Source organism: Amycolatopsis kentuckyensis (assembly GCF_041679295.1).
In the GTDB taxonomy this organism is placed as follows: domain Bacteria; phylum Actinomycetota; class Actinomycetes; order Mycobacteriales; family Pseudonocardiaceae; genus Amycolatopsis; species Amycolatopsis kentuckyensis_A.
The window spans coordinates 276,432-293,862 of record NZ_JBGDMD010000004.1 but is presented as its reverse complement, the minus strand read 5'-3'; the positions used below and the strand labels follow the sequence as shown (position 1 = coordinate 293,862).

The 17,431-nt window shown below is 68.8% G+C and carries 17 protein-coding genes; 7 read left to right on the top strand and 10 right to left on the bottom strand.

The genetic code is table 11. The annotated features are described in order from the left end of the window. The first annotated feature begins 725 nt into the window (after positions 1 to 725). Positions 726 to 2,645, top strand: a complete 1,920-nt coding sequence (locus ACERZO_RS18210; protein WP_372665860.1) for a hypothetical protein — start codon at positions 726 to 728, stop codon at positions 2,643 to 2,645. Between the two features lie 12 nt (positions 2,646 to 2,657). After that, the gene (locus ACERZO_RS18205; protein WP_372665859.1) at positions 2,658 to 3,665 is read left to right on the top strand and encodes a right-handed parallel beta-helix repeat-containing protein; all 1,008 of its coding nucleotides are present in this window, start codon (positions 2,658 to 2,660) and stop codon (positions 3,663 to 3,665) included. Between the two features lie 40 nt (positions 3,666 to 3,705). Here the strand turns inward: ACERZO_RS18205 and ACERZO_RS18200 are convergent, their stop codons facing one another. From ACERZO_RS18200 to ACERZO_RS18190, 3 genes are all read right to left on the bottom strand, one after another. After that, positions 3,706 to 4,113 (bottom strand): ABC transporter permease, encoded by a 408-nt coding sequence (locus ACERZO_RS18200; RefSeq protein ID WP_372665858.1) that lies wholly within the window; start codon positions 4,111 to 4,113, stop codon positions 3,706 to 3,708. Continuing rightward, a complete protein-coding gene (locus ACERZO_RS18195; protein ID WP_372665857.1) occupies positions 4,113 to 4,385 on the bottom strand; it encodes a hypothetical protein in 273 nt (90 codons plus the stop codon). The genes ACERZO_RS18200 and ACERZO_RS18195 overlap by 1 nt, the downstream gene beginning before the upstream one ends. A 412-nt stretch (positions 4,386 to 4,797) precedes the next feature. After that, a complete protein-coding gene (locus ACERZO_RS18190) occupies positions 4,798 to 5,631 on the bottom strand; it encodes a helix-turn-helix transcriptional regulator (protein ID WP_372665856.1) in 834 nt (277 codons plus the stop codon). Between the two features lie 112 nt (positions 5,632 to 5,743). Between ACERZO_RS18190 and ACERZO_RS18185 the strand changes: the two genes are divergently transcribed. After that, on the top strand, positions 5,744 to 6,577 hold the full coding sequence (locus ACERZO_RS18185) for an SDR family NAD(P)-dependent oxidoreductase (protein WP_372665855.1): 834 nt from the start codon (positions 5,744 to 5,746) through the stop codon (positions 6,575 to 6,577). Between the two features lie 198 nt (positions 6,578 to 6,775). On the opposite strand, the gene ACERZO_RS18180 is transcribed toward ACERZO_RS18185, so the two are convergent. The 3 genes from ACERZO_RS18180 to ACERZO_RS18170 all read right to left on the bottom strand — a co-directional run bounded on the left by ACERZO_RS18180 (position 6,776) and on the right by ACERZO_RS18170 (position 9,570). Continuing rightward, positions 6,776 to 7,417 (bottom strand): epimerase, encoded by a 642-nt coding sequence (locus ACERZO_RS18180; RefSeq protein WP_372665854.1) that lies wholly within the window; start codon positions 7,415 to 7,417, stop codon positions 6,776 to 6,778. Between the two features lie 126 nt (positions 7,418 to 7,543). After that, positions 7,544 to 8,551: an SDR family NAD(P)-dependent oxidoreductase gene (locus ACERZO_RS18175; protein ID WP_372665853.1), complete on the bottom strand. Its 1,008-nt coding sequence runs from the start codon at positions 8,549 to 8,551 to the stop codon at positions 7,544 to 7,546. After that, positions 8,548 to 9,570 carry an NAD-dependent epimerase/dehydratase family protein gene (locus ACERZO_RS18170; RefSeq protein ID WP_372665852.1) on the bottom strand — a complete coding sequence of 341 codons (1,023 nt, stop codon included), beginning with the start codon at positions 9,568 to 9,570 and terminating at the stop codon, positions 8,548 to 8,550. Before ACERZO_RS18170 ends, ACERZO_RS18175 begins: the two co-directional genes overlap by 4 nt. Positions 9,571 to 9,959: 389 nt before the next feature. Here ACERZO_RS18170 and ACERZO_RS18165 point away from each other — a divergent pair, with 389 nt between their 5' ends. Together ACERZO_RS18165 and ACERZO_RS18160 are read left to right on the top strand one after the other, a co-directional pair. Further along, on the top strand, positions 9,960 to 10,556 hold the full coding sequence (locus tag ACERZO_RS18165) for a DedA family protein (RefSeq protein ID WP_372665851.1): 597 nt from the start codon (positions 9,960 to 9,962) through the stop codon (positions 10,554 to 10,556). A gap of 49 nt (positions 10,557 to 10,605) precedes the next feature. Beyond that, positions 10,606 to 11,133 (top strand): TetR/AcrR family transcriptional regulator, encoded by a 528-nt coding sequence (locus ACERZO_RS18160; protein WP_372665850.1) that lies wholly within the window; start codon positions 10,606 to 10,608, stop codon positions 11,131 to 11,133. 172 nt (positions 11,134 to 11,305) lie between these two features. Here ACERZO_RS18160 and ACERZO_RS18155 read toward each other — a convergent pair whose 3' ends face one another. Beyond that, positions 11,306 to 12,373 (bottom strand): aldo/keto reductase, encoded by a 1,068-nt coding sequence (locus ACERZO_RS18155; RefSeq protein ID WP_372666420.1) that lies wholly within the window; start codon positions 12,371 to 12,373, stop codon positions 11,306 to 11,308. Between the two features lie 214 nt (positions 12,374 to 12,587). Here ACERZO_RS18155 and ACERZO_RS18150 point away from each other — a divergent pair, with 214 nt between their 5' ends. After that, entirely contained in the window at positions 12,588 to 13,499 is a 912-nt protein-coding gene (locus tag ACERZO_RS18150) for a LysR family transcriptional regulator (RefSeq protein ID WP_372665849.1), read from the top strand. A gap of 848 nt (positions 13,500 to 14,347) precedes the next feature. Beyond that, entirely contained in the window at positions 14,348 to 15,481 is a 1,134-nt protein-coding gene (locus ACERZO_RS18145; RefSeq protein ID WP_372665848.1) for a MalY/PatB family protein, read from the top strand. 47 nt (positions 15,482 to 15,528) lie between these two features. On the opposite strand, the gene ACERZO_RS18140 is transcribed toward ACERZO_RS18145, so the two are convergent. The 3 genes from ACERZO_RS18140 to ACERZO_RS18130 form a co-directional block, all read right to left on the bottom strand. Continuing rightward, the gene (locus ACERZO_RS18140) at positions 15,529 to 16,089 is read right to left on the bottom strand and encodes a TetR/AcrR family transcriptional regulator (protein WP_372665847.1); all 561 of its coding nucleotides are present in this window, start codon (positions 16,087 to 16,089) and stop codon (positions 15,529 to 15,531) included. A 217-nt stretch (positions 16,090 to 16,306) separates the two neighbouring features. Next, complete coding sequence (locus ACERZO_RS18135; protein ID WP_372665846.1) at positions 16,307 to 16,849, bottom strand: TetR/AcrR family transcriptional regulator; 543 nt, start codon at positions 16,847 to 16,849, stop codon at positions 16,307 to 16,309. 9 nt (positions 16,850 to 16,858) lie between these two features. After that, positions 16,859 to 17,260 (bottom strand): nuclear transport factor 2 family protein, encoded by a 402-nt coding sequence (locus ACERZO_RS18130; protein WP_372665845.1) that lies wholly within the window; start codon positions 17,258 to 17,260, stop codon positions 16,859 to 16,861. Positions 17,261 to 17,431 lie beyond the last annotated feature (171 nt).

Below are 17,431 nucleotides of genomic sequence, written 5' to 3'. Positions count from 1 at the left end.
TGGCCCGGCTGATTCCGCTCATCGCTCGCGTGAGACGAGCCGGAGTCGCGTGATCAAGTGCGACGGCGGACGGTTGTATCCAGTGCGTCGCTGATCGTGACGAGGAAGCGCCGCCGAAAGCCGCGTAGTAGCCCGCGAACTCGCCACTGTCCTTTGTGGCCGACAGCGACAGGCCGGACAGCACGGCGATCCCCACGGATCCGCCGACCTGCTGAGCGGTGTTCACCGTGGCCGGCGCGACGCCCGAGCGCGCCGGTGCGACGCCCGCGGCCGAAAGACCACGCCCAGCCCGAGCCCCCCGCGGCCACCAGCCCGGACAGCACCGGCCGGCGTCGACACCGGTGAGGCCGCCGGCAGCGACCCCGCCGCGGGCGCCCTTCCGGCGCGCGAAGCACGAACGGCTGCCGGTGGCTGTCCATCAGCTCCTCGCGGAGCACCGCGATCCCGGCGGCACGGCCACGACCCTCTTACCCCCTTAGTTTGGAAAGTAACTTTACTAACGCAGAGACAGCCTGTAGCGTTTCCCTCACCGCCGCCTTCACGCAGTCCTGGTGAAAACCAGCAAGCCATGGAGGAGCCTTGAGCAGACCGGCCTTCGCCCTCGCACTCGCCGCGGTCGGGAAATCCCTCAGCCGCTGACGTCAAGCCCGCTCGTCGCCCACGACCCGGGCAGCACTGGCCACCCGTGCGGTGGCCCGCGTTCCCCCACTCTTCCGGAGGTCTCTTTGTCACGCCGAAAAACAGCCGCATCCGTCGCGGTTCTCCTGTGCGCCACCATCGGCGTCACCGGGCCGTCGTGGTCCGCCGCCGCCACGCCCGGTCCGGGGGCGCTGACCACCCTCGACACCTCGGCGAGCAACCGCGCGGCGCCGGTGCCGGGGCTCTACGACTGGAGCAAAGCCGGTTTCCGCGGCGGGCAGGACCTGCCCGGTGCCGACGCGGTGAACCCGAGCGCGAGCTGCCGGATCACCGCCGCCCAGCTGGCCACCTCCTACCAGGTCAAACCGGACGACGGCGTCGACGACACGGCCGGCATCCAGGCCGCCATCGACAAGATCCACTCGTCGTGCTCGCCCTCGGCGAGCTACACCAAGCTGAGCCTGATCACCTTTCCGGCCGGCACGCTGAACGTCAGCCGCGAAATCCACGTCGACGCGAACTACCTGATCCTGCGCGGCGCGGGCATGGACAAGACGAAGTTCGTCTACGCCCCGGACAAGAACACCGAGTACGACGTGCTCACGCCGGACGGCGACCAGTGGGACCAGAAGAACATGAACTACGGGGACGCGTCCGGCGGCTGGCTGTGGCCGGGCCGTGGCCTCTTCCGCGTGCAGTCGCGCGGCGTCGACCCGAGCTACGCCAGTGACTACAAGTCCGCCCCGGCCAACCGGAAGGACATCTTCGAGGGCACGATCAACGTGCACTGGAAGGCCGGCGCGAAGCTGCGCGAGAAGCCCGGTGACAAGGGCTTCGCGGCGCGGACCGGTGACAAGACCGTCTACCTGGCCACCAGCGCGAAAACAACGAACATGAAGGTCGGCGGCTTCATCAACATCCGGGCGGCGAACTCGATCAACTTCTACAAGTCGATGAGCGCCTACCCGACGACGTGGCCGCTGGAGAACCTGCACATGCGCCAGCAATGGTTCACCATCACCGCGCTCGACACCACGAACCACACGGTGTCGATCGATAAGCCGCTCGAGTACGACGTCCCGGTCGATTCCACTTCGGACGGTTCGCCCGCCATCGACGGCAGCGTCTACGCGTCGAAGGCGTCGCCGATCGTCGATCCGGTCGTCGGGGTCGGCTTCGAGGACTTCACGTTCGGCCAGGTGGCCCCGCCGGGCATCACCGAGGCGCAGGCCAAAGACAACTACGGAAACCTGGCGCCGTCGCAGGCCATGCAGGGCATCGTGTTCAAGTGGGCGGCGAACTCCTGGGTCCGCGGCACGCACGCAAGCATGACCGGCTCACACCCGATCGTCACCGAGGAAGCCAAGAACCTCCAGATCGTGAACAACGAGCTGGACGGCTCGTGGAACAAGGGCAAGGGCGGCAACGGCTACTTCCGCGGCTCCCGCGTCTGGGATTCGCTGTACGCCGGCAACACCACCCGCGACCTGCGGCACTTCACGTTCCAGTGGTCGGCGTCGGGCAACGTCGTGATCGGCAACGACATCGACTCCGACTTCAACATCCACGGCGGCTACGAACGCAACAACCTGTTCGAGAACAACACGAACAAGGTGTCCTACGCCCACCGCTCGGGCAACTGCACGTCCCACTGCGGCGACGAAGGCGGCGACGCCCCGGACGACTCGAGCTGGTTCCCGATCTACTGGTCGACCGGGCAGAAGGCGGTCAAGTGGTCCGGCTCTTCCGGGCCCCGCAACGTCTTCTTCAACAACACCATGACCAAGCAGATCACCGCGGGCGCCGCCTACACGCCGTACTACGCCGACCACACGAAGATCTACCAGTTCGGCTGGGACGGCGCCGCGTTCCACCACCTCGACGCCGGTGGCAAGCCGATCACGGACTGGGCCCACAACGAACAACGCGACTACACCCACGGCCACGGCGTCGACGACACGAAGACCAGCACGGCGAAGTCCCTGTTCCTGAAGAACATCGGCTGAAAGGACCCACCGATGATCAAGCTTCTCACGGCGCTGGCCCTGGCCGGGCCGCTCGTGCACCCCGCGGCCACCACGATCACCGTCTCGACGGCGGCGCAGCTGACCTCGGCGCTGTCCGCGGCGAAGGCGGGCGACACGATCGTGCTGGCCGACGGCGACTACAGCGGCGTCTTCGTGGCGAGCAAGCCCGGCACGGCCTCGGCGCCGATCACCCTCACCGGCAGCGCGAAGGCCGTGCTGCACGACCCGCTGTTCAACCCCGGTGACACCGACTGCCCCTCCGGGCAGACCGGCTACGGTCTCTGGCTGCAGGGCGCGAGCTACTGGAACCTCAAGGGCTTCACCGTCCAGGACTCCAAGAAGGGCATCGTCCTGGACGGCGCCTCGCACGTCACCATCGACAGCGTCACCGTGCACGACATCGGCTACGAAGGCGTGCACTTCCGCAAAAGCAGCGCCTACGGCGTCATCAAGAACTCGACGGTCTCCGACACCGGCAAAGAGCAGCCCGGCTACGGCGAAGGCGTCTACCTCGGCTCGGCCAACAGCAACTGGGAATGCTACGGCACCGGCGGCGGCACCGGGCCCGACGCGAGCAACTACGTCCAGGTGCTGGACAACAAGATCGGCCCCGGCGTCGCGGCCGAGGGCATCGACATCAAGGAAGGCACCCACGACGGCGTCATCTCGGGCAACACCCTCGACGGCACAGGCGAGAAGAACCAGAACTCCGGCGATTCCACCATCGACGTCAAGGGTGACGGCTACCGGATCACCGGCAACAAGGTGACCCACCCGTACCTCGACGGCTTCCAAACACACAACGTCTGGGGTAGCACCGGCTGCGGCAACACCTTCACCGGCAACACCTTCACCCTGACCAACTCCCAGGGCTACGGCATCAACTCCACGAACCAGAGCAGCTGCGTCTCCCAGAAGACCCCGAACGTGATCGGCGCGTCCAACACCGCCACCGGCGGCAAGGGAGTGTCGAAAACGCCGGTGACCCCGGGCAGCTGACCAACGCCTCGCCGCCCTCCGAGGAGGGCGGCGAGGTCGTTCAGGAGACGACGTCGTCGCTGCGGAACGCGGGCAGGATGTCCATCAGGCGCATCAGCAGCGAGTCCACCCATCGGCCGAAGTAGCCGGCGGCCAAGCCGACAAGCGTGCCCGCCACGGTGGCGAAGAGTACGGCGGCGAGTCCCGCGGACAGGGAGACGCGGGCGCCGTGGATGATCCGCGAGAGGACGTCGCGGCCGAGTTCGTCCTGCCCCAGCAGGTGCGCCGCGTTCGGCCCGGCGAACCTCGCCGGCAGTTCCTGGGCGTACGGGTCGGCGGGCGCGATCACCGGCGCGAGCAGTGCGACCAGAACGAACAGGACCAGCACCACCACGCCGGCGGTCGCGAGCCGGTTGCGGGTGAACGCGCGCACGAAGTCCCGTGCGCCACCGCGCGTCCGGATCGTCATCAGTACCTCACCCCGGGGTCGTGTACGGCGTACAGCAGGTCCACGACGAGGTTGACGGCCACCGTCAGCGCCGCGCCGTAGCGCACCACCGCCTGGATCACCGGGTAGTCCCGGCCGAAGACGGCCTGGTGGGTGAGCTGGCGGGGGTGGCGGACGCGCTGTTCAGCGGGATGTCCATGAACTCGCTTGGCCAGGTCCTTCGCCATCGCCTGGGCCACCTCCTTGCCGTTCGGCAGGTACGGCCGGGGAATCGGGAAGTACCAGAGGTTCACCTGGATCCCGCCGCCCGGCCCGGCCCGCTGGAGCAGGCTCGTGGCCGTTGCGGGTCGTACTCGAACGGCCTGATGTCCGTCGCGAAGTGCGGCACCGTCGAGGCATCGGGTTCGACGCGAGCTCACCTGTGTCGCCGAAGAAGGTCTTCACGATCTCCGCCATGTTGATCGCGTGCACCACCGCCGATCGGGCCCGCGGGTCGGTGAACGGCTTCTTCTGGTCGATCCGCAACGTGGTCATTGGCCGGCTCCGATGATGATCATCAGCGGGATCGCCGTTATCGACGTCACCGGCATCGCCACCGACGTCACCGAACAAGACCTGTTCACTCAGGGCCGAACACCAACGCACCCTCAAGGTCGTCGGACAGGCCGACCACGCCGGAGGTGGTGATTCTCGGAAAGCACGCGTTCAGCGGTGCGGCTGGCCAGCGAGGCCCAGCAAGGTGAGGCGCTCGCCGGCGGGGGTGCCGGCGACCGGGGTGAACAGGGCCAAGACCTGGGCGCTGTCGTCGTCGACCAAGGATTGGCAGTTCAGTTCGAGCAGACCGACCTCGGGGTGCAGGATCCGTTTGCGGCGGCTCCGCAGCACAGCGACTTCGTGCAGGTCCCACAGCGCGGCGAACTCGGGACTGTCCTGGTGCAGCCGCTCGACCAGGGTGCGGGCGGCGACGTCGTCCCGGCGGGCGACGGCGGCCCGCAGGTCGGCGACCAAGGCCCGGGACTCCCTGGTGTGGTCCTCGACCGGATATCCGCGGCGCTCGCCGGGGTCGGTGAACCAGCGGTGGATGACGCTCGCCTCCGGGCCGGTGCGACCGGTGAGGTCACCGAACACGGCACGCGCGAGGTGGTTCTGGGCCAGCGTGTCCCCGAGGTCGGTCATCACCTGGGCGGGGACGTCGTAGAGGCGATCGAGGACAGCCAGCAGGGCCGGGGTGACATGCGGGTCGCCCCGCCTGCGGTCCGGCGCGGCCAGGCCGGCCAGCCGGTAGAGGTGGTCGCGTTCGTCCCGGCTCAGCCGCAGCGCGCGGGTCAGGGCCCGCAGCACCGACTCCGACGGTGTCGCGGTGGCCCGGTCCTGTTCGAGGCGGGTGTAATAGTCGGTCGAGATCCCGGCGAGCCCGGCGACCTCCTCCCGGCGCAGCCCCGGGGTGCGCCGCCGACCCGCCGCAGCCAGTCCGACGTCGGCAGGGTTGAGCGCCTCGCGCCGGAGGCGGAGGAACTGGGCGAGCTGCTGGGCGTCCACACCGACAGTCTGCGCCGCCGGTATCGCGACAGGCAGGGACAACTTCACTCTGCCTACCGCGAACGCATACGCCGACGCTGAGGTTCACACGACTCAGCTACGGAGAAAACACATGTCTGGTGCCCGCACGTGGTTCATCACCGGCGCTTCCCGAGGGCTCGGGGCGCTCTGGACCGAAGCGATCCTCGAGCACGGCGACCGGGTCGCCGCCACCGCCCGCGACACCGCGGCACTCGAGCCGCTCGCCGGCCGCTACGGCGACCGGCTGCTGCCCCTGCCCCTCGACGTCACCGACCAAGCCGCCGTCGACACCGCGGTCAAGACCGCCGAGCAGCAGTTCGGTGGCATCGACGTCCTGGTCAACAACGCCGGGCACATGCTCACCGGCGCGGTCGAAGAGGTCACCGCCGAACAGGCCAGGGCACAGATGGACGTCAACTACTTCGGAGCGCTGTGGACCACCCGGGCCGTACTGCCCGGGATGCGCGAGCGCCGCTCCGGCCGCATCCTGCAGGTCTCCTCGATCGGCGGGCTCGTCGCCTATCCCGCGCTGGGCATCTACCAGGCCTCCAAGTGGGCCCTGGAAGCGATGAGCCAGTCCCTGGCCGCCGAGGTCCAGGCTTACGGCATCCACGTCACGCTGATCGAGCCGATCATGTTCCCCACCGGCCTGGCCCAGGCATCCCCGCAGTCGCGCCCGGATCCCGCCTATACCCACGCCCGGGAAGCCCTTTTCGCCGGGGCAGGCGGGTTCGTCCCGGGTGATCCGGCCGCGACGTCGGCAGCGTTGCTGGCGCTGGCCGAGGCCCCGAACCCGCCGCTGCGGGTGCTGTTCGGCACCGGCGGCCTCGACGCGTTGCGCGCGGAGTTCGCCGGCCGGCTCGCCGGGCTGCAGGAGTGGGATCACCTCTCCCGCCTCGCCCAGGGCACCCCGGCCGGGAAATGACCGCCATGCCGCCGGGGCGGCGGGCCCGGTGGTCCATCGCGTCCGGATTCAACTGGCCGCGGGCGTGACCCCGTCGAACCCCCGTTACCCGCGAGCCGCCCGACAGCGCCAGGTACGACGCCGCCGCGGCGACCTCGCACGCTGGACGGCGAGCATGCCTGGCAACTCGACCGCAAGAGAGCACCGCACGCGTAGCCGTCAGTGCAAGTCGAACCCTTCCAGTACCTGTGTGGGCGCACCGTGCCGGGCCACGTCAACCATGACACGGCCGAGACGTTCCGCAGTGGTCATGTACTTCGGCAGCAATCGGTCCAGCACCGGGAACAGGCGTGTCGCTACGCGATAGCCCAGGCTGTAGCGCTCGAGCCCCTCCAGCCGCATCGGCTGGACATGCGCAGGACGCACGGTGTACGCCGTGTCCGGGAAAATCCGCCACAGCTCCTGCTCCGTCTCTCCCTTCACCCGCGCGGCCTTCAGCCGGGCCCTCGGAGAGGCGCCGACGGCGGAGATGAAGCAGAAGCACAGCTTCGGGTTCACCTCGGCCAGCATGCGCGCTGCCGCGAGCGTGAAATCGCGGGTGACACGAAGGTACTCCGGCCCGGACAGCGTGCTCGCGGTGCGGCCGAGGCACCAGAAACACGCGTCGTAGCCGGCGAATTCGCCCGCGATCGCCGAGTAGTCGGCGAAGTTCTCGTGGCGAAGCTCCCGCAGCTTCGGGTGCTCCACGCCGATGCCGCGCCGGGTGACGACGAGGACCTCCTCGACGTCGGGCTGGGCGAGACAGTGGGCCAGCACGCCTTGGCCGACCGTGCCGGTCGCGCCGAACAGGACGATCTTCATCGGTATTCTCCCATCGGGATCAAGAACGGCTCGTGGCCGAAGGTGCCGGTCAGCCCGCCCCCACAGGACGGCCATGAGCCGATCGGGCGCGTCCGGCTGACGACAGCTGCCATCCTCGAGAGCTTGCTAGGAAAGGAAAGCCACGCCGGTGAGCTGTTCACTCAGGTCCCACAGGCGGGCGGCCGCGACGGGGTCGATCGCGTGCGGAGACACGCCCGCCGGCGGGATCTCGGCCGTGCCGTGAGCGCTCGCGTCGTACTCGGCGTCCTCGGCCACCGCCGCGATGTCGGTGTCCACGCAGTACACGCCGCCCAGACCCTCGAGCCGCGGGCTGACGGCGCACCACACGCTGGTGGACGCTCCCTGCTCAACCGTCTTCTTCCCGGCGTAGGGGTCGATGATCGGGCGGCCGTCGTCGTCGACGAGTTTCATCGCACGCAACGCTTCCGGAGTCGCCCAGCCACTGAGGTTGGTGCCGACGATGGCGCCCGGGTGAAGGGAGAACGCGCGCACGCCGTGCTCCGCCGCGCGGCGGTCGAGTTCAAGGGCGAACAGGATGTTCGCGGTCTTGGACTGACCGTAGCCGAGCATCGGCTGGTACTCGCGGCGCTCGAAGTCCGGATCGTCGAACACGACCGGCGAGAGCCGATGCGCCGCCGCGGACACCGAGACGACCCGGGCCGCACCGGCCTTCGCCAAAGCCGGCCACAGCCGGGCAGTCAACTGGAAGTGCCCGAGGTGGTTGGTCGCGAAGTGGGCTTCGTGACCGCGCGTGTCACGCGTCAGCGGGATGCCCATGATGCCTGCGCTCGCGACCAGGATGTCCAGCGGCCGCCCGCTCGCGAGGAACCGCTGCGCGAACGCGTCCACCGACGCCGGGTCGATGAGGTCGAGCCGGTCGATCTCGACGCCGTCGATGCCCGCGAGCATGCCTTCGGCCTTCGCGGGGTCGCGAACCGGGACGACGACCTGGGCACCGTGGGCGCGCAGCACCCGCGTGGTCTCCCACCCGATGCCCGAGTGCCCGCCGGTGACGATCGCGACCTTGCCGGTGAGGTCGACCCCTTCGGCGACTTGGTCGGCGGTCGAGGCAGCGTCGAATTCGTTGTCCGGCAGAGGTTTCTGCGGGCTCATGCGGTCACGACACCGTGGTCGACGAGGCTGCTCGCGCAGTCGAGGACGCTGGCCTTGGCCGGGCGGCGCGACCAGCCGAGGAGCCGTTCCGCCTTCGCCGTGCTGTGCGCGCTGCGGCGACCCAGGCCGGGCAGTATTCCGCGCAAGGACTCGTCGGTTTCGGCCGCGGCGCGCACGACGTCGTCCGGGATCTCCTGCGTCGAGACCTTCTCGCCGTAAGCCTCGTGAAGGATAACGGCGATGTCGCGCATCCAGAGGAACTCCCCGGTCGCGAGGAACCGCTGCCCGGCGGCTTCCGGCGCGGTCAGGGCTCGGATGTGGACATCGGCGAGGTCACGCACGTCGACGACCTCCAGGCCGATGCGAGGCACGCCGGGCATCGCGCCGGTGAGCATGCGCCCGATGATCTGCACCGAGCCGAGCGTGTCCGGGGAAAGCAGCGGCCCGAACACCGCGCCGGGCAGGACAGTGGCCAGCGTCATCGGACCTTCGTAGGAGTCCATGAAGTCCCACGCTGCCAGCTCGGCCGCGGTCTTGGACCGCCGGTACGGGATCAGCTCCGGGGCGGAGAGGTCCGTCCACAGTGTCTCGTCGGTGACGCCATCGGTTTCATAGGACGTCGGGCTGGCGGCGTTGGCGGCCGAGGTCATCACCACCCGGCGAACGCCCGCGTCCGCGGCGGCGCGCAGCACGCGCAAGGTGCCGTCGCGGGCAGGGACCATCAGCGCCTGCCCTTCGTCCTCGACGTCCGGGTCAGCACCCAGCGGCGACGCCACGTGCAGGACGTAGTCGCAGCCGTCCATGGCAGCCTTCCAGCCGTCGTCGGTGGTCAGGTCGGCGACCGCGAATTCCAGGTGGTCCGCTCGGTCCGTCACCGTCGCGACCGCACGCCGGACCCGCTCGCCGCGGCTTCGTTCGCGCACGGTCGCGCGAACGTCGTAGCCACGTCCGAGCAGCTCCGCGATACACCAGCCGGCCACATAGCCGGTTCCGCCGGTCACCAGCACCGTCTCGGACATGATCGCCTCCTCCGTTTCGTTAGCCGTACGGCTAACGAAATTCAGGCTAGCACCATGCCCGGTCGCGAACGAGCAGCGTCACCACACTGTGCGGCAGTTCATGTTCATTAGCCATTCGGCTAATGAACATGTAGCTTGGTCCGATGACGGTCACGAGGCAGGCTCCGACGCCACCCAGAGTGCCGCCGAACCTCCGATCACCTCGCCGAGCGCAGCCTGCACTTGCTCTTCGGGCCTCAGCCGACAGCCGATCAGCGGGCGGCACACGGGCTCCTGCCCGACCTCGGCACGGTCACCCGGCGGCTCACCGGCCCGCCCGGCGACGAACTCCAGGCCGTCCTGACCCGGTGGCGCTTGCATCTGGCCACCATCCGAGAAGGAGGAAGCGAATGCAGCCTTGGCTGTCCGCGGTACCGGCGGCAATCGTGTACCTGGTCGTGTTCCTCGTCGTCGGCGGGCAGTTCATGTGCCTGCCCCTGCCCGGCGGCGTCGTAGTGACCGCCGCGGGCCTCCTCGCGGTCCAGGGTTCGGCCGAGCCGTGGGCGGTTTGCGCCGCTGCGACCGCCGGGGTGCTGGCGGGCAGCGCCGCCGGGTATCGGCTGGGCCGCCGCGGCGGTCGCCCCTTACTGGAACGGATCACCGGCCGGTTTCCCCGGGCATTGTCGGAGAACCGCGTCGCCGCAACGGAACAGCTCTTCGAACGCCGGGGGACGTGGGTGCTCGTGGTCAGCTGCTTCTCGGCGGTCCTGCGAATGATCGCCGCGCCGCTGTCGGGAACCCTGGCGGTCCCGACCCGGCGGTTCGCCACAGCCATGACGGCAAGCGCACTGCTCTGGTCGATCGGGACCACGCTCGGGATCTACTACCTCGGCCAGGCCGCTGAGGCGTGGATCGAAGGCCTCTCCTGGGCCGGGCTCGCGATGGTGGCCGTGCTGGCCCTCGCGTCGCTGCCGTCGTGGTTCCGGAGGCGTTCGTGTCTACGATGACGGCATGGCAGTGACCAGGGCGGCGCAAGCCGAGCGGACCAGGCAAGCAGTGCTCGACACCGCGCGGAAGCTGTTCCTGGAACACGGCTTCGACGCCACCTCGCTGCAGCACATCGCCGATACCATGGGCGTCACGAAAGCCAACGTCTACTACTATTTCAAGACCAAGATCGCGATTCTCGAAGCCCTCCTGGCCCCGACGGTCGAAGCGCTCACCCAGCGGCTCGACGCGGCCGAGCGCATCACCGACCACGCCGAACGCGTCGATTACCTGATCACCACTTGGGTCGAGCAGGTCGTGATCGCGTACCGCACCCTCGCGCCGATGAGCCGGGCTGACCCGATCGTGCGCCGCCACGAGCAGATCAGCCGCGACCTCACCGAACTGAGCGAACGCGGTCTGCGCCTGATGTTCGGACCGGAGCCCACGCTCGACGAGCAGGCGGCGTACTGGCTGATCAGCGACCTCGGAGTGGTGAACCGTCGCCTGACCCACCTCTCCGACGACGACCTCCGCGCCACACTCGTCCGACTGTGCCGCCGGGTCGTCGCTGATCTGGCGCCCCGGCCGAGGTGATCTTCGACGGCGTCGCGGCGTCGGGTACGACGCTCTCCGCCAGCTCAGCGGGCCGCGGCGCCTCCTCCGTCGATCAGCACGACGATCAACACCGCGGCCCGCAAAGAGCCCGACCCCCACACCCGGCAGCACGTCGCGGTCCTACCCTGCCGAACCTGGTGAACGCCGAAGATCAGTCGGACAGCAATGCGGCCTCGTATCCGGGCAGATAAGGGGCCTCACCGGGGTCGGGCCGGTCGGTTGCCAGCGACGCCCGGTGCCAGAACGGGTACTGCGCGGCAGGTCGCCCGACCTGCTCGATGCGGGCGGTTTCCTCGGTCGTCAGTTCGACGTCGACCGCCGCGAGGTCGTCGCGCAGCTGGATCTCGTCGCGGGCCCCGAACACCGCGCCGGCAATGCCGGGCCTTGCCAGCAGCCAAGCCAAGACCACCTGAGCGACCGAAATCCCGCGACCTTCGGCGATTTCGACGAGGACCTCGATGACGTCGTACGCGCGCTCCCGGTCGGTGACGAACGGCTCCGGCCAGTCCGTTCCCTGTCGCGTGTCCGATGGGACCGGGCGGCCGCGCCGGACCTTACCGGTGAGCAGGCTCTGCCCGAGCGGGCTCCAGATGAGGGTGCCCAGGCCGGCGTTCGCGGCCGCGGGGAGAATCTCGTACTCGGCCCCCCTCGCCTCGGGGGTGTAGTAGATCTGCTGTGCGATGGGCGGGACGAAGCGGTGCTCGCGGGCAACCGCGAGCGTTTTGGTCACTTGCCAGCCGGAAAAGTTCGACAAGCCGGTGTAGCGGACCTTGCCGTCCCGGACGAGCTGGTCGAGTGCCTGCAGTGTCTCTTCGACCGGCGTCTGGCCGTCCCACTGGTGCAAGTACAGCAGGTCGACGTGGTCTGTGCCCAGGCGGCGCAACGAGTTCTCGACCGCTCGGAGAAGGTGGAACCGGGAAGAGCCGGCGTCGTTCGGTCCGTCACCGGTGGCGAAACGGGCTTTCGTCGCGACGAGCACGTCGTCGCGGCGGCCCTTCAAAGCGGCGCCGACAATCTCCTCCGCCTCGCCGTGGGAGTACAGGTCCGCCGTGTCGATCATGTTGACACCGGCGTCGAGCGCGATGTCGACCAGCCGTCGCACGGTGTCCTCGCCCAGCCCGCCCAGCGGGGCGAAGTCCTCGTGGTGCCCGACGTTCAACGTGCCCAGAACGAGCTCGGACACGCGAAGGCCGGAATTGCCGAGCTGACGGTACTTCATCGAGATTCCCTTCCGTGGTGTCGTGCCGTATCCGGCGTCCTGTCTTCGACGATGCACCGGAAGACGAGGTGAGGTCCAACAACCTTTGCTACTGGGACCGACAACTGCTCGTGGGCAATGTGCTGCCACCTGCGGCTCCACGGGATGCGGGAGAGAACGGACCGAGCGAAAATCAACGGCGGGGCCGGGCAGCCAAGGGAAAGGAACCGGGAAGATGGACCTGAGACAGCTCGAGCACTTCGTCACGGTGGCCGGAGAGGGAAGCTTCACCCGAGCCGCCGAACTGGCCCACGTGACACAGTCCGGGTTGTCCGCTTCGATCCGCCGGCTCGAGAGCGAACTGCACGCGAAGCTCTTCTCCCGCACCACTCGGTCGGTCGGCCTGACCGACGCCGGGGCCGCGTTCCTGCCCCACGCCCAAGCCATGCTGGCCTCGGCGGGAGCGGGCCGATCCGCCGTTGCCCACACTGCGACCGTCCTCACCGGAACGCTGCGGGTGGGCAGCGAGCAGTGCCTCGGGGACCTGCTGGACCTCCCGGACTTGCTCGCCGCGTTCCACCGCCGGCATCCCGGTGTGGAAGTCCAGTTCGAGCAGCACGGTTCCGACCTGCTGTGGGAACGGCTGCATGCCGGACAGCTCGACGTCGGGCTGGTGGCAGGCGGCTCCCGTCCAGGATCGGCCACTGCGCTGCGGCCCGGGCGGCTCGCCCACGCCGAGATCGGCCGAGAGCAACTGGTCGCCGTGTGCCACCCCGAGCACCGGCTGGCCCACCGGACCGAGGTCGAGTGGACGGATCTGGCGAAGGACGCCTTCGCCGACCTGCACGGGACCTGGGCGATCCGACGAATTCTCGACGAGGTGTTCGGCGACCGAGGGCTCCGCCGGCACAGCGTGTTCTCGGTCAACGACGTGCACGCCTTACTCGGCCTGGTGCAACGCAACCTCGCCGTGACCGTGCTACCCGCGTCCGTAGCGCGCAAACCGGAAGCGGAGGGGCTCGTGCGCCTGTCGATCACCGATGACGACACCCCCGCCTGGCTCGCCGCCGTCGTACGCGGGCCGGCGCCCGCGACACCAGCCGCGGTGGAGAGTTTCGCGGCCCTCATTCCCGGCGCTGCGTGGTGAACACCTTTCGAGCCCGCCGGACCGTCCTGAGGGGACGGAGAGGCGGATCGTCGCGACCCGAACAGACATGTCCTGAACCAGCCACATACGACGAGGGTGTGGCCGAGGACCCGGGCGCCGAGGATGCCGAGGTAACGGCGATGTCGTCGTGGTCTTCGCACCTCGCTTCGGCCTCCGACGGACGATAACCGGCCTCCGTCCCTTAAGGACGGTGACTCGCATCGCCGGTTAGCCTCAGGGAGCGAATCGTCAGCTGTGCGCGGACCACAGGCGAAACTCGACAAGCGGGCTTCGGGCGATCCACGGCTCCGGGTCGGCGTCGGCGTAAGAGCGTGACTGGCGCATGATCTCCGGGAGCACTCGCCGCCGGATTCCGGAGCCGGTGATCACCTCGGCCCGGGCTGCCAAGTCCACCATGACCGTGGCCCGGGCTCGCTGCTGAGGTAAAGACGACCGTCGACCTGCCAGAAGTAGATCTCGATCCGCCTGGCCGGCCAATACGCGCACCGATGGTGGTGATGTCGATCGTGCGGCGAGCCGTCGGAAGGTCCGCGCGCGAGCCGATGTTTATGAGTCCGCGGTCGATCCCCACCACCTCCCCAGCGAGCCGGAGAACTATCCGGCAGGCAATGGCCAGCCAGCACCCTCACATTCGGAGAGATCTCCGTTAAAACCGAGAGCTCTCCGGGTATGTCCCTGGTGACGTCTCGTCCGACCAAGGAGGGCTCATGCCGGGAACGCTGAAACATCGGGTCTTCCAGTGCGCGCGAACGCATGACTGAACGAGCTCGCCGAGCCGACGAGCCCGACGGCACCTCGAACTCCTATCGTCGCGACCAAGGACCACTGTGGATCAGTTAGCCGTAGCACCGATCGAAGTCCTCCGTCGGCGGGGCAGCGCGAAATGGCGCATGCACCCGGCGGATGTCCTGCCGTCCTCGATCGCCGAGATGGACTTCGATCTCGCCGAACCGGTACGACAGGCACTGCACGCCGCAGTCGAGCGAGGCGACCTCGGCTATGCCGATGGTTTCGCCGACCTGGCCATCGCTTACGCCGACTTCGCCGAGGGGGCGTGGCACTGGCGCCCGGATCCCGCTTTGGTGGCGCCGGTCACTGACGTCGGCGTAGGCGCTGTCGAGCTGCTTCGCGCGGTCGGCGCACGCCGGGCCGTCATCAGCACGCCGGTGTATCCCCCGTTTCTGGACTGGGTGCCGGAGGCAGGTGCGCGCCTCATCGACGTTCCGCTGCGCGAGGGCCGCCTCGATCCCGAAGCTCTCGAACGAGCCTTCCGCGGCGGAGGAGCCTACCTGCTGTGCAACCCCCAGAACCCGACCGGGACGGTTCACACCGCCACGGAGCTGGCCGCGGTGGTTGCCGCCGCGCAGCGCCACGGCGTCGTGATCATCTCCGACGAGATCCACGCTCCCCTGGCACTGCCCGGAGCGCGGTACACGCCCTTGCTGGCCGTTCCCGGCGCGGAGGATGTCGCGGTCGTACTGGCGTCGGCCAGCAAAGCCTGGAACCTGGCCGGCCTCAAATGCGCGCTGATCGTCAGCGGTGGACCGGCGACGGCACCGCTGCTGCGACGGCTCCCACCAGACAGCCGATGGCGAGTCGGCTGGCTCGGCGTCGTCGCCGCCACTGCGGCCTTCCGCCACGGCGAGCCGTGGCGGAGCCGGCTGTTGCACACCCTCGACGACCGTCGCGATTACGTGACCGGGCTTGTGCGTGAACGGCTGCCCGAACTCACCTTCGTACCACCCGCCGCGACCTATTTGGGCTGGCTGTCCAGCGGGCCGGCCGCCACCGGCACCGAACTCGCCGATGCCGTCCTCACGCACGGCCGGGTCGCCGTCGAGGCGGGCGAAAACTTCGGAGCCGGCGGAGCCGGGCACATCCGCGTCAACTTCGCCACCAGCCGTCTCCTGCTCGACCGGATCGTGCAAGGCATCCGAACGGGACTGGATTCTCTGGGATGACGGAGGGCACTGGGGGCAGCAGCAGAATTGCGCCGGCAAGCGGGAGTTCAGCGGGGACGCATGCCCTCGATGACGAGGTCGACCAGCCGGTCGGCCTGCCGCTCGCCGTCGTCGCCGGGGCCCACCCGCCACAGGAAACCCATCAGCAGCAGAACGTCCGCTGGATCCAGGCCCGGCCGGACCTCTCCGGCTTCCTCGCATGCCGCCAGCAGCTTGCCGACCGCGGCGGTCACCGGCGCGTACGTCTCATTGATGACATCCTGCACGGCGGCGGTGTGCAGCGCTTCCCCCAAGCCGTGCTTGACCCGGACGTAGCGGGCCAGGTCGGCGAACCAGAGTCGAAACGCCGCAAGCGCATCACGCTCGACCAGGAAGGCGTCGACCGAATCGACGAGACGTGACACGTCACCGCGGTACACAGCGAGGATCAACGCCTCGCGGGTGGGGAAATGCCGATACAGCGTGCCTGCGCCCACCCCGGCCCTCTTGGCGATGACGTTGAGAGACACTGTGCCGTCCTCCGCGAACGCGTCATGAGCCACATCAAGGATGTGCTCACGATTGCGAATCGCGTCGGAGCGGGAAGGCTCGGGGGCATTCAGGGACACATTGACCTCGCTTTCGACACCACGGTATGTGGCTCGATCGGCGCACGGCGAATGGCCCCGGCCCAAACGGCAACGCTCTCCGGCCCAGTCTCGAGATGACGTCGACAGACGCGACCGCGCCGCTTGCTACCACCGTGGGCCTCGACGATGGGCACGGCCGTCGCTGCTCGCCGAGAGCGCCATGTTCCGGCGGCGGCGAGCCGCCCCACGAGGGCCGTCAGCGGGGTCCGGCCAGCAGAGCCACGTCGCGGCCGAGGGCGTCGCGTTCGGCGTCGCTCCAGGTGTTGGGGTTGGCGAGGTTGCCCGTGGTGAGCGCGAGGATGTGGTCGAGCAGCCGACTCGCGGGCAAGTCGTCGCGAATCCGGCCGGCCCGCTGCTCGGCGGCGATGCCGTCGATCTTCCCGGCCACGGCTTCGACGACGGCGGGCAGGCTCCGCATGAGCTCGGGACGCTCGAGATGTTGCCACAGCGTGAGCCGGACGAAGTGCGGGTGCTCGCGGTAGAAGTCGAACACTTTTTGCGCGTAGCCGGGCAGATCGGCGGGGTCGAACCCGACGGCCTGCTGGCTCGCCAGGATGTGATGCTCGAGGACGGCGTCGAAGAGGCCCTCCTTGTCGCCGTAGTAGACGTAGATCATTCGCTGGCTGACCCGCGCGGCTTCAGCGATCCGCTGCACCCGGCCACCTCCGAAGCCGCTTTCGGCGAATTCACTGGTGGCGGCGTCGAGAATGCGACGTCTGGTGGCATCGGGGTCGCGCATCCCCGCAGGTTAGCCGACCACGAGGACGTCACGGGCGTGGATGGTGTCCAGGTATTCACGGCCGTGGACGATCTTGCCGTCACGGACATCGAGGACGTACACGAGCTTGTTGTCGTAGGTCTTGCCCACGACGTTGGTGCCGTGGACGACGGCCTCGACCACCACGCGGTACTCGTCGGCGGTGACGGTGGCGATCTCGACGCGGACACCGTCGGGCATGGCGGCACCGACCTTGGCGAGCATCTCGGGGAACTGCTGCTTGGTGTAGTCCCCGGCCAGCGAGAAGGCCGGACCGGATTGGACGGTCCAGACCCCGTCTTCGGCGAGGAGGTCGAGGGCGCCCTCGAGGTCGCCTCGATCGAGAAGGTCGAAGAAGGCGCGGCCGAGACTGGCGTTGTCAGCGGTGGTCATCATGCTCCTGGGGTCAGCTTGTAAGTAAATTCTTACTTACAAGCCGACACCTACTCCAGCTTTTGTGACGGAGAACGCGCCTCGCCACCCCCCGCTCCTCCGAACAGGGACGATCAGCGCATCGGCATCGCCGCCGGGCCCGGGCAGGCCGGCATGAACCGACCGTCCCGG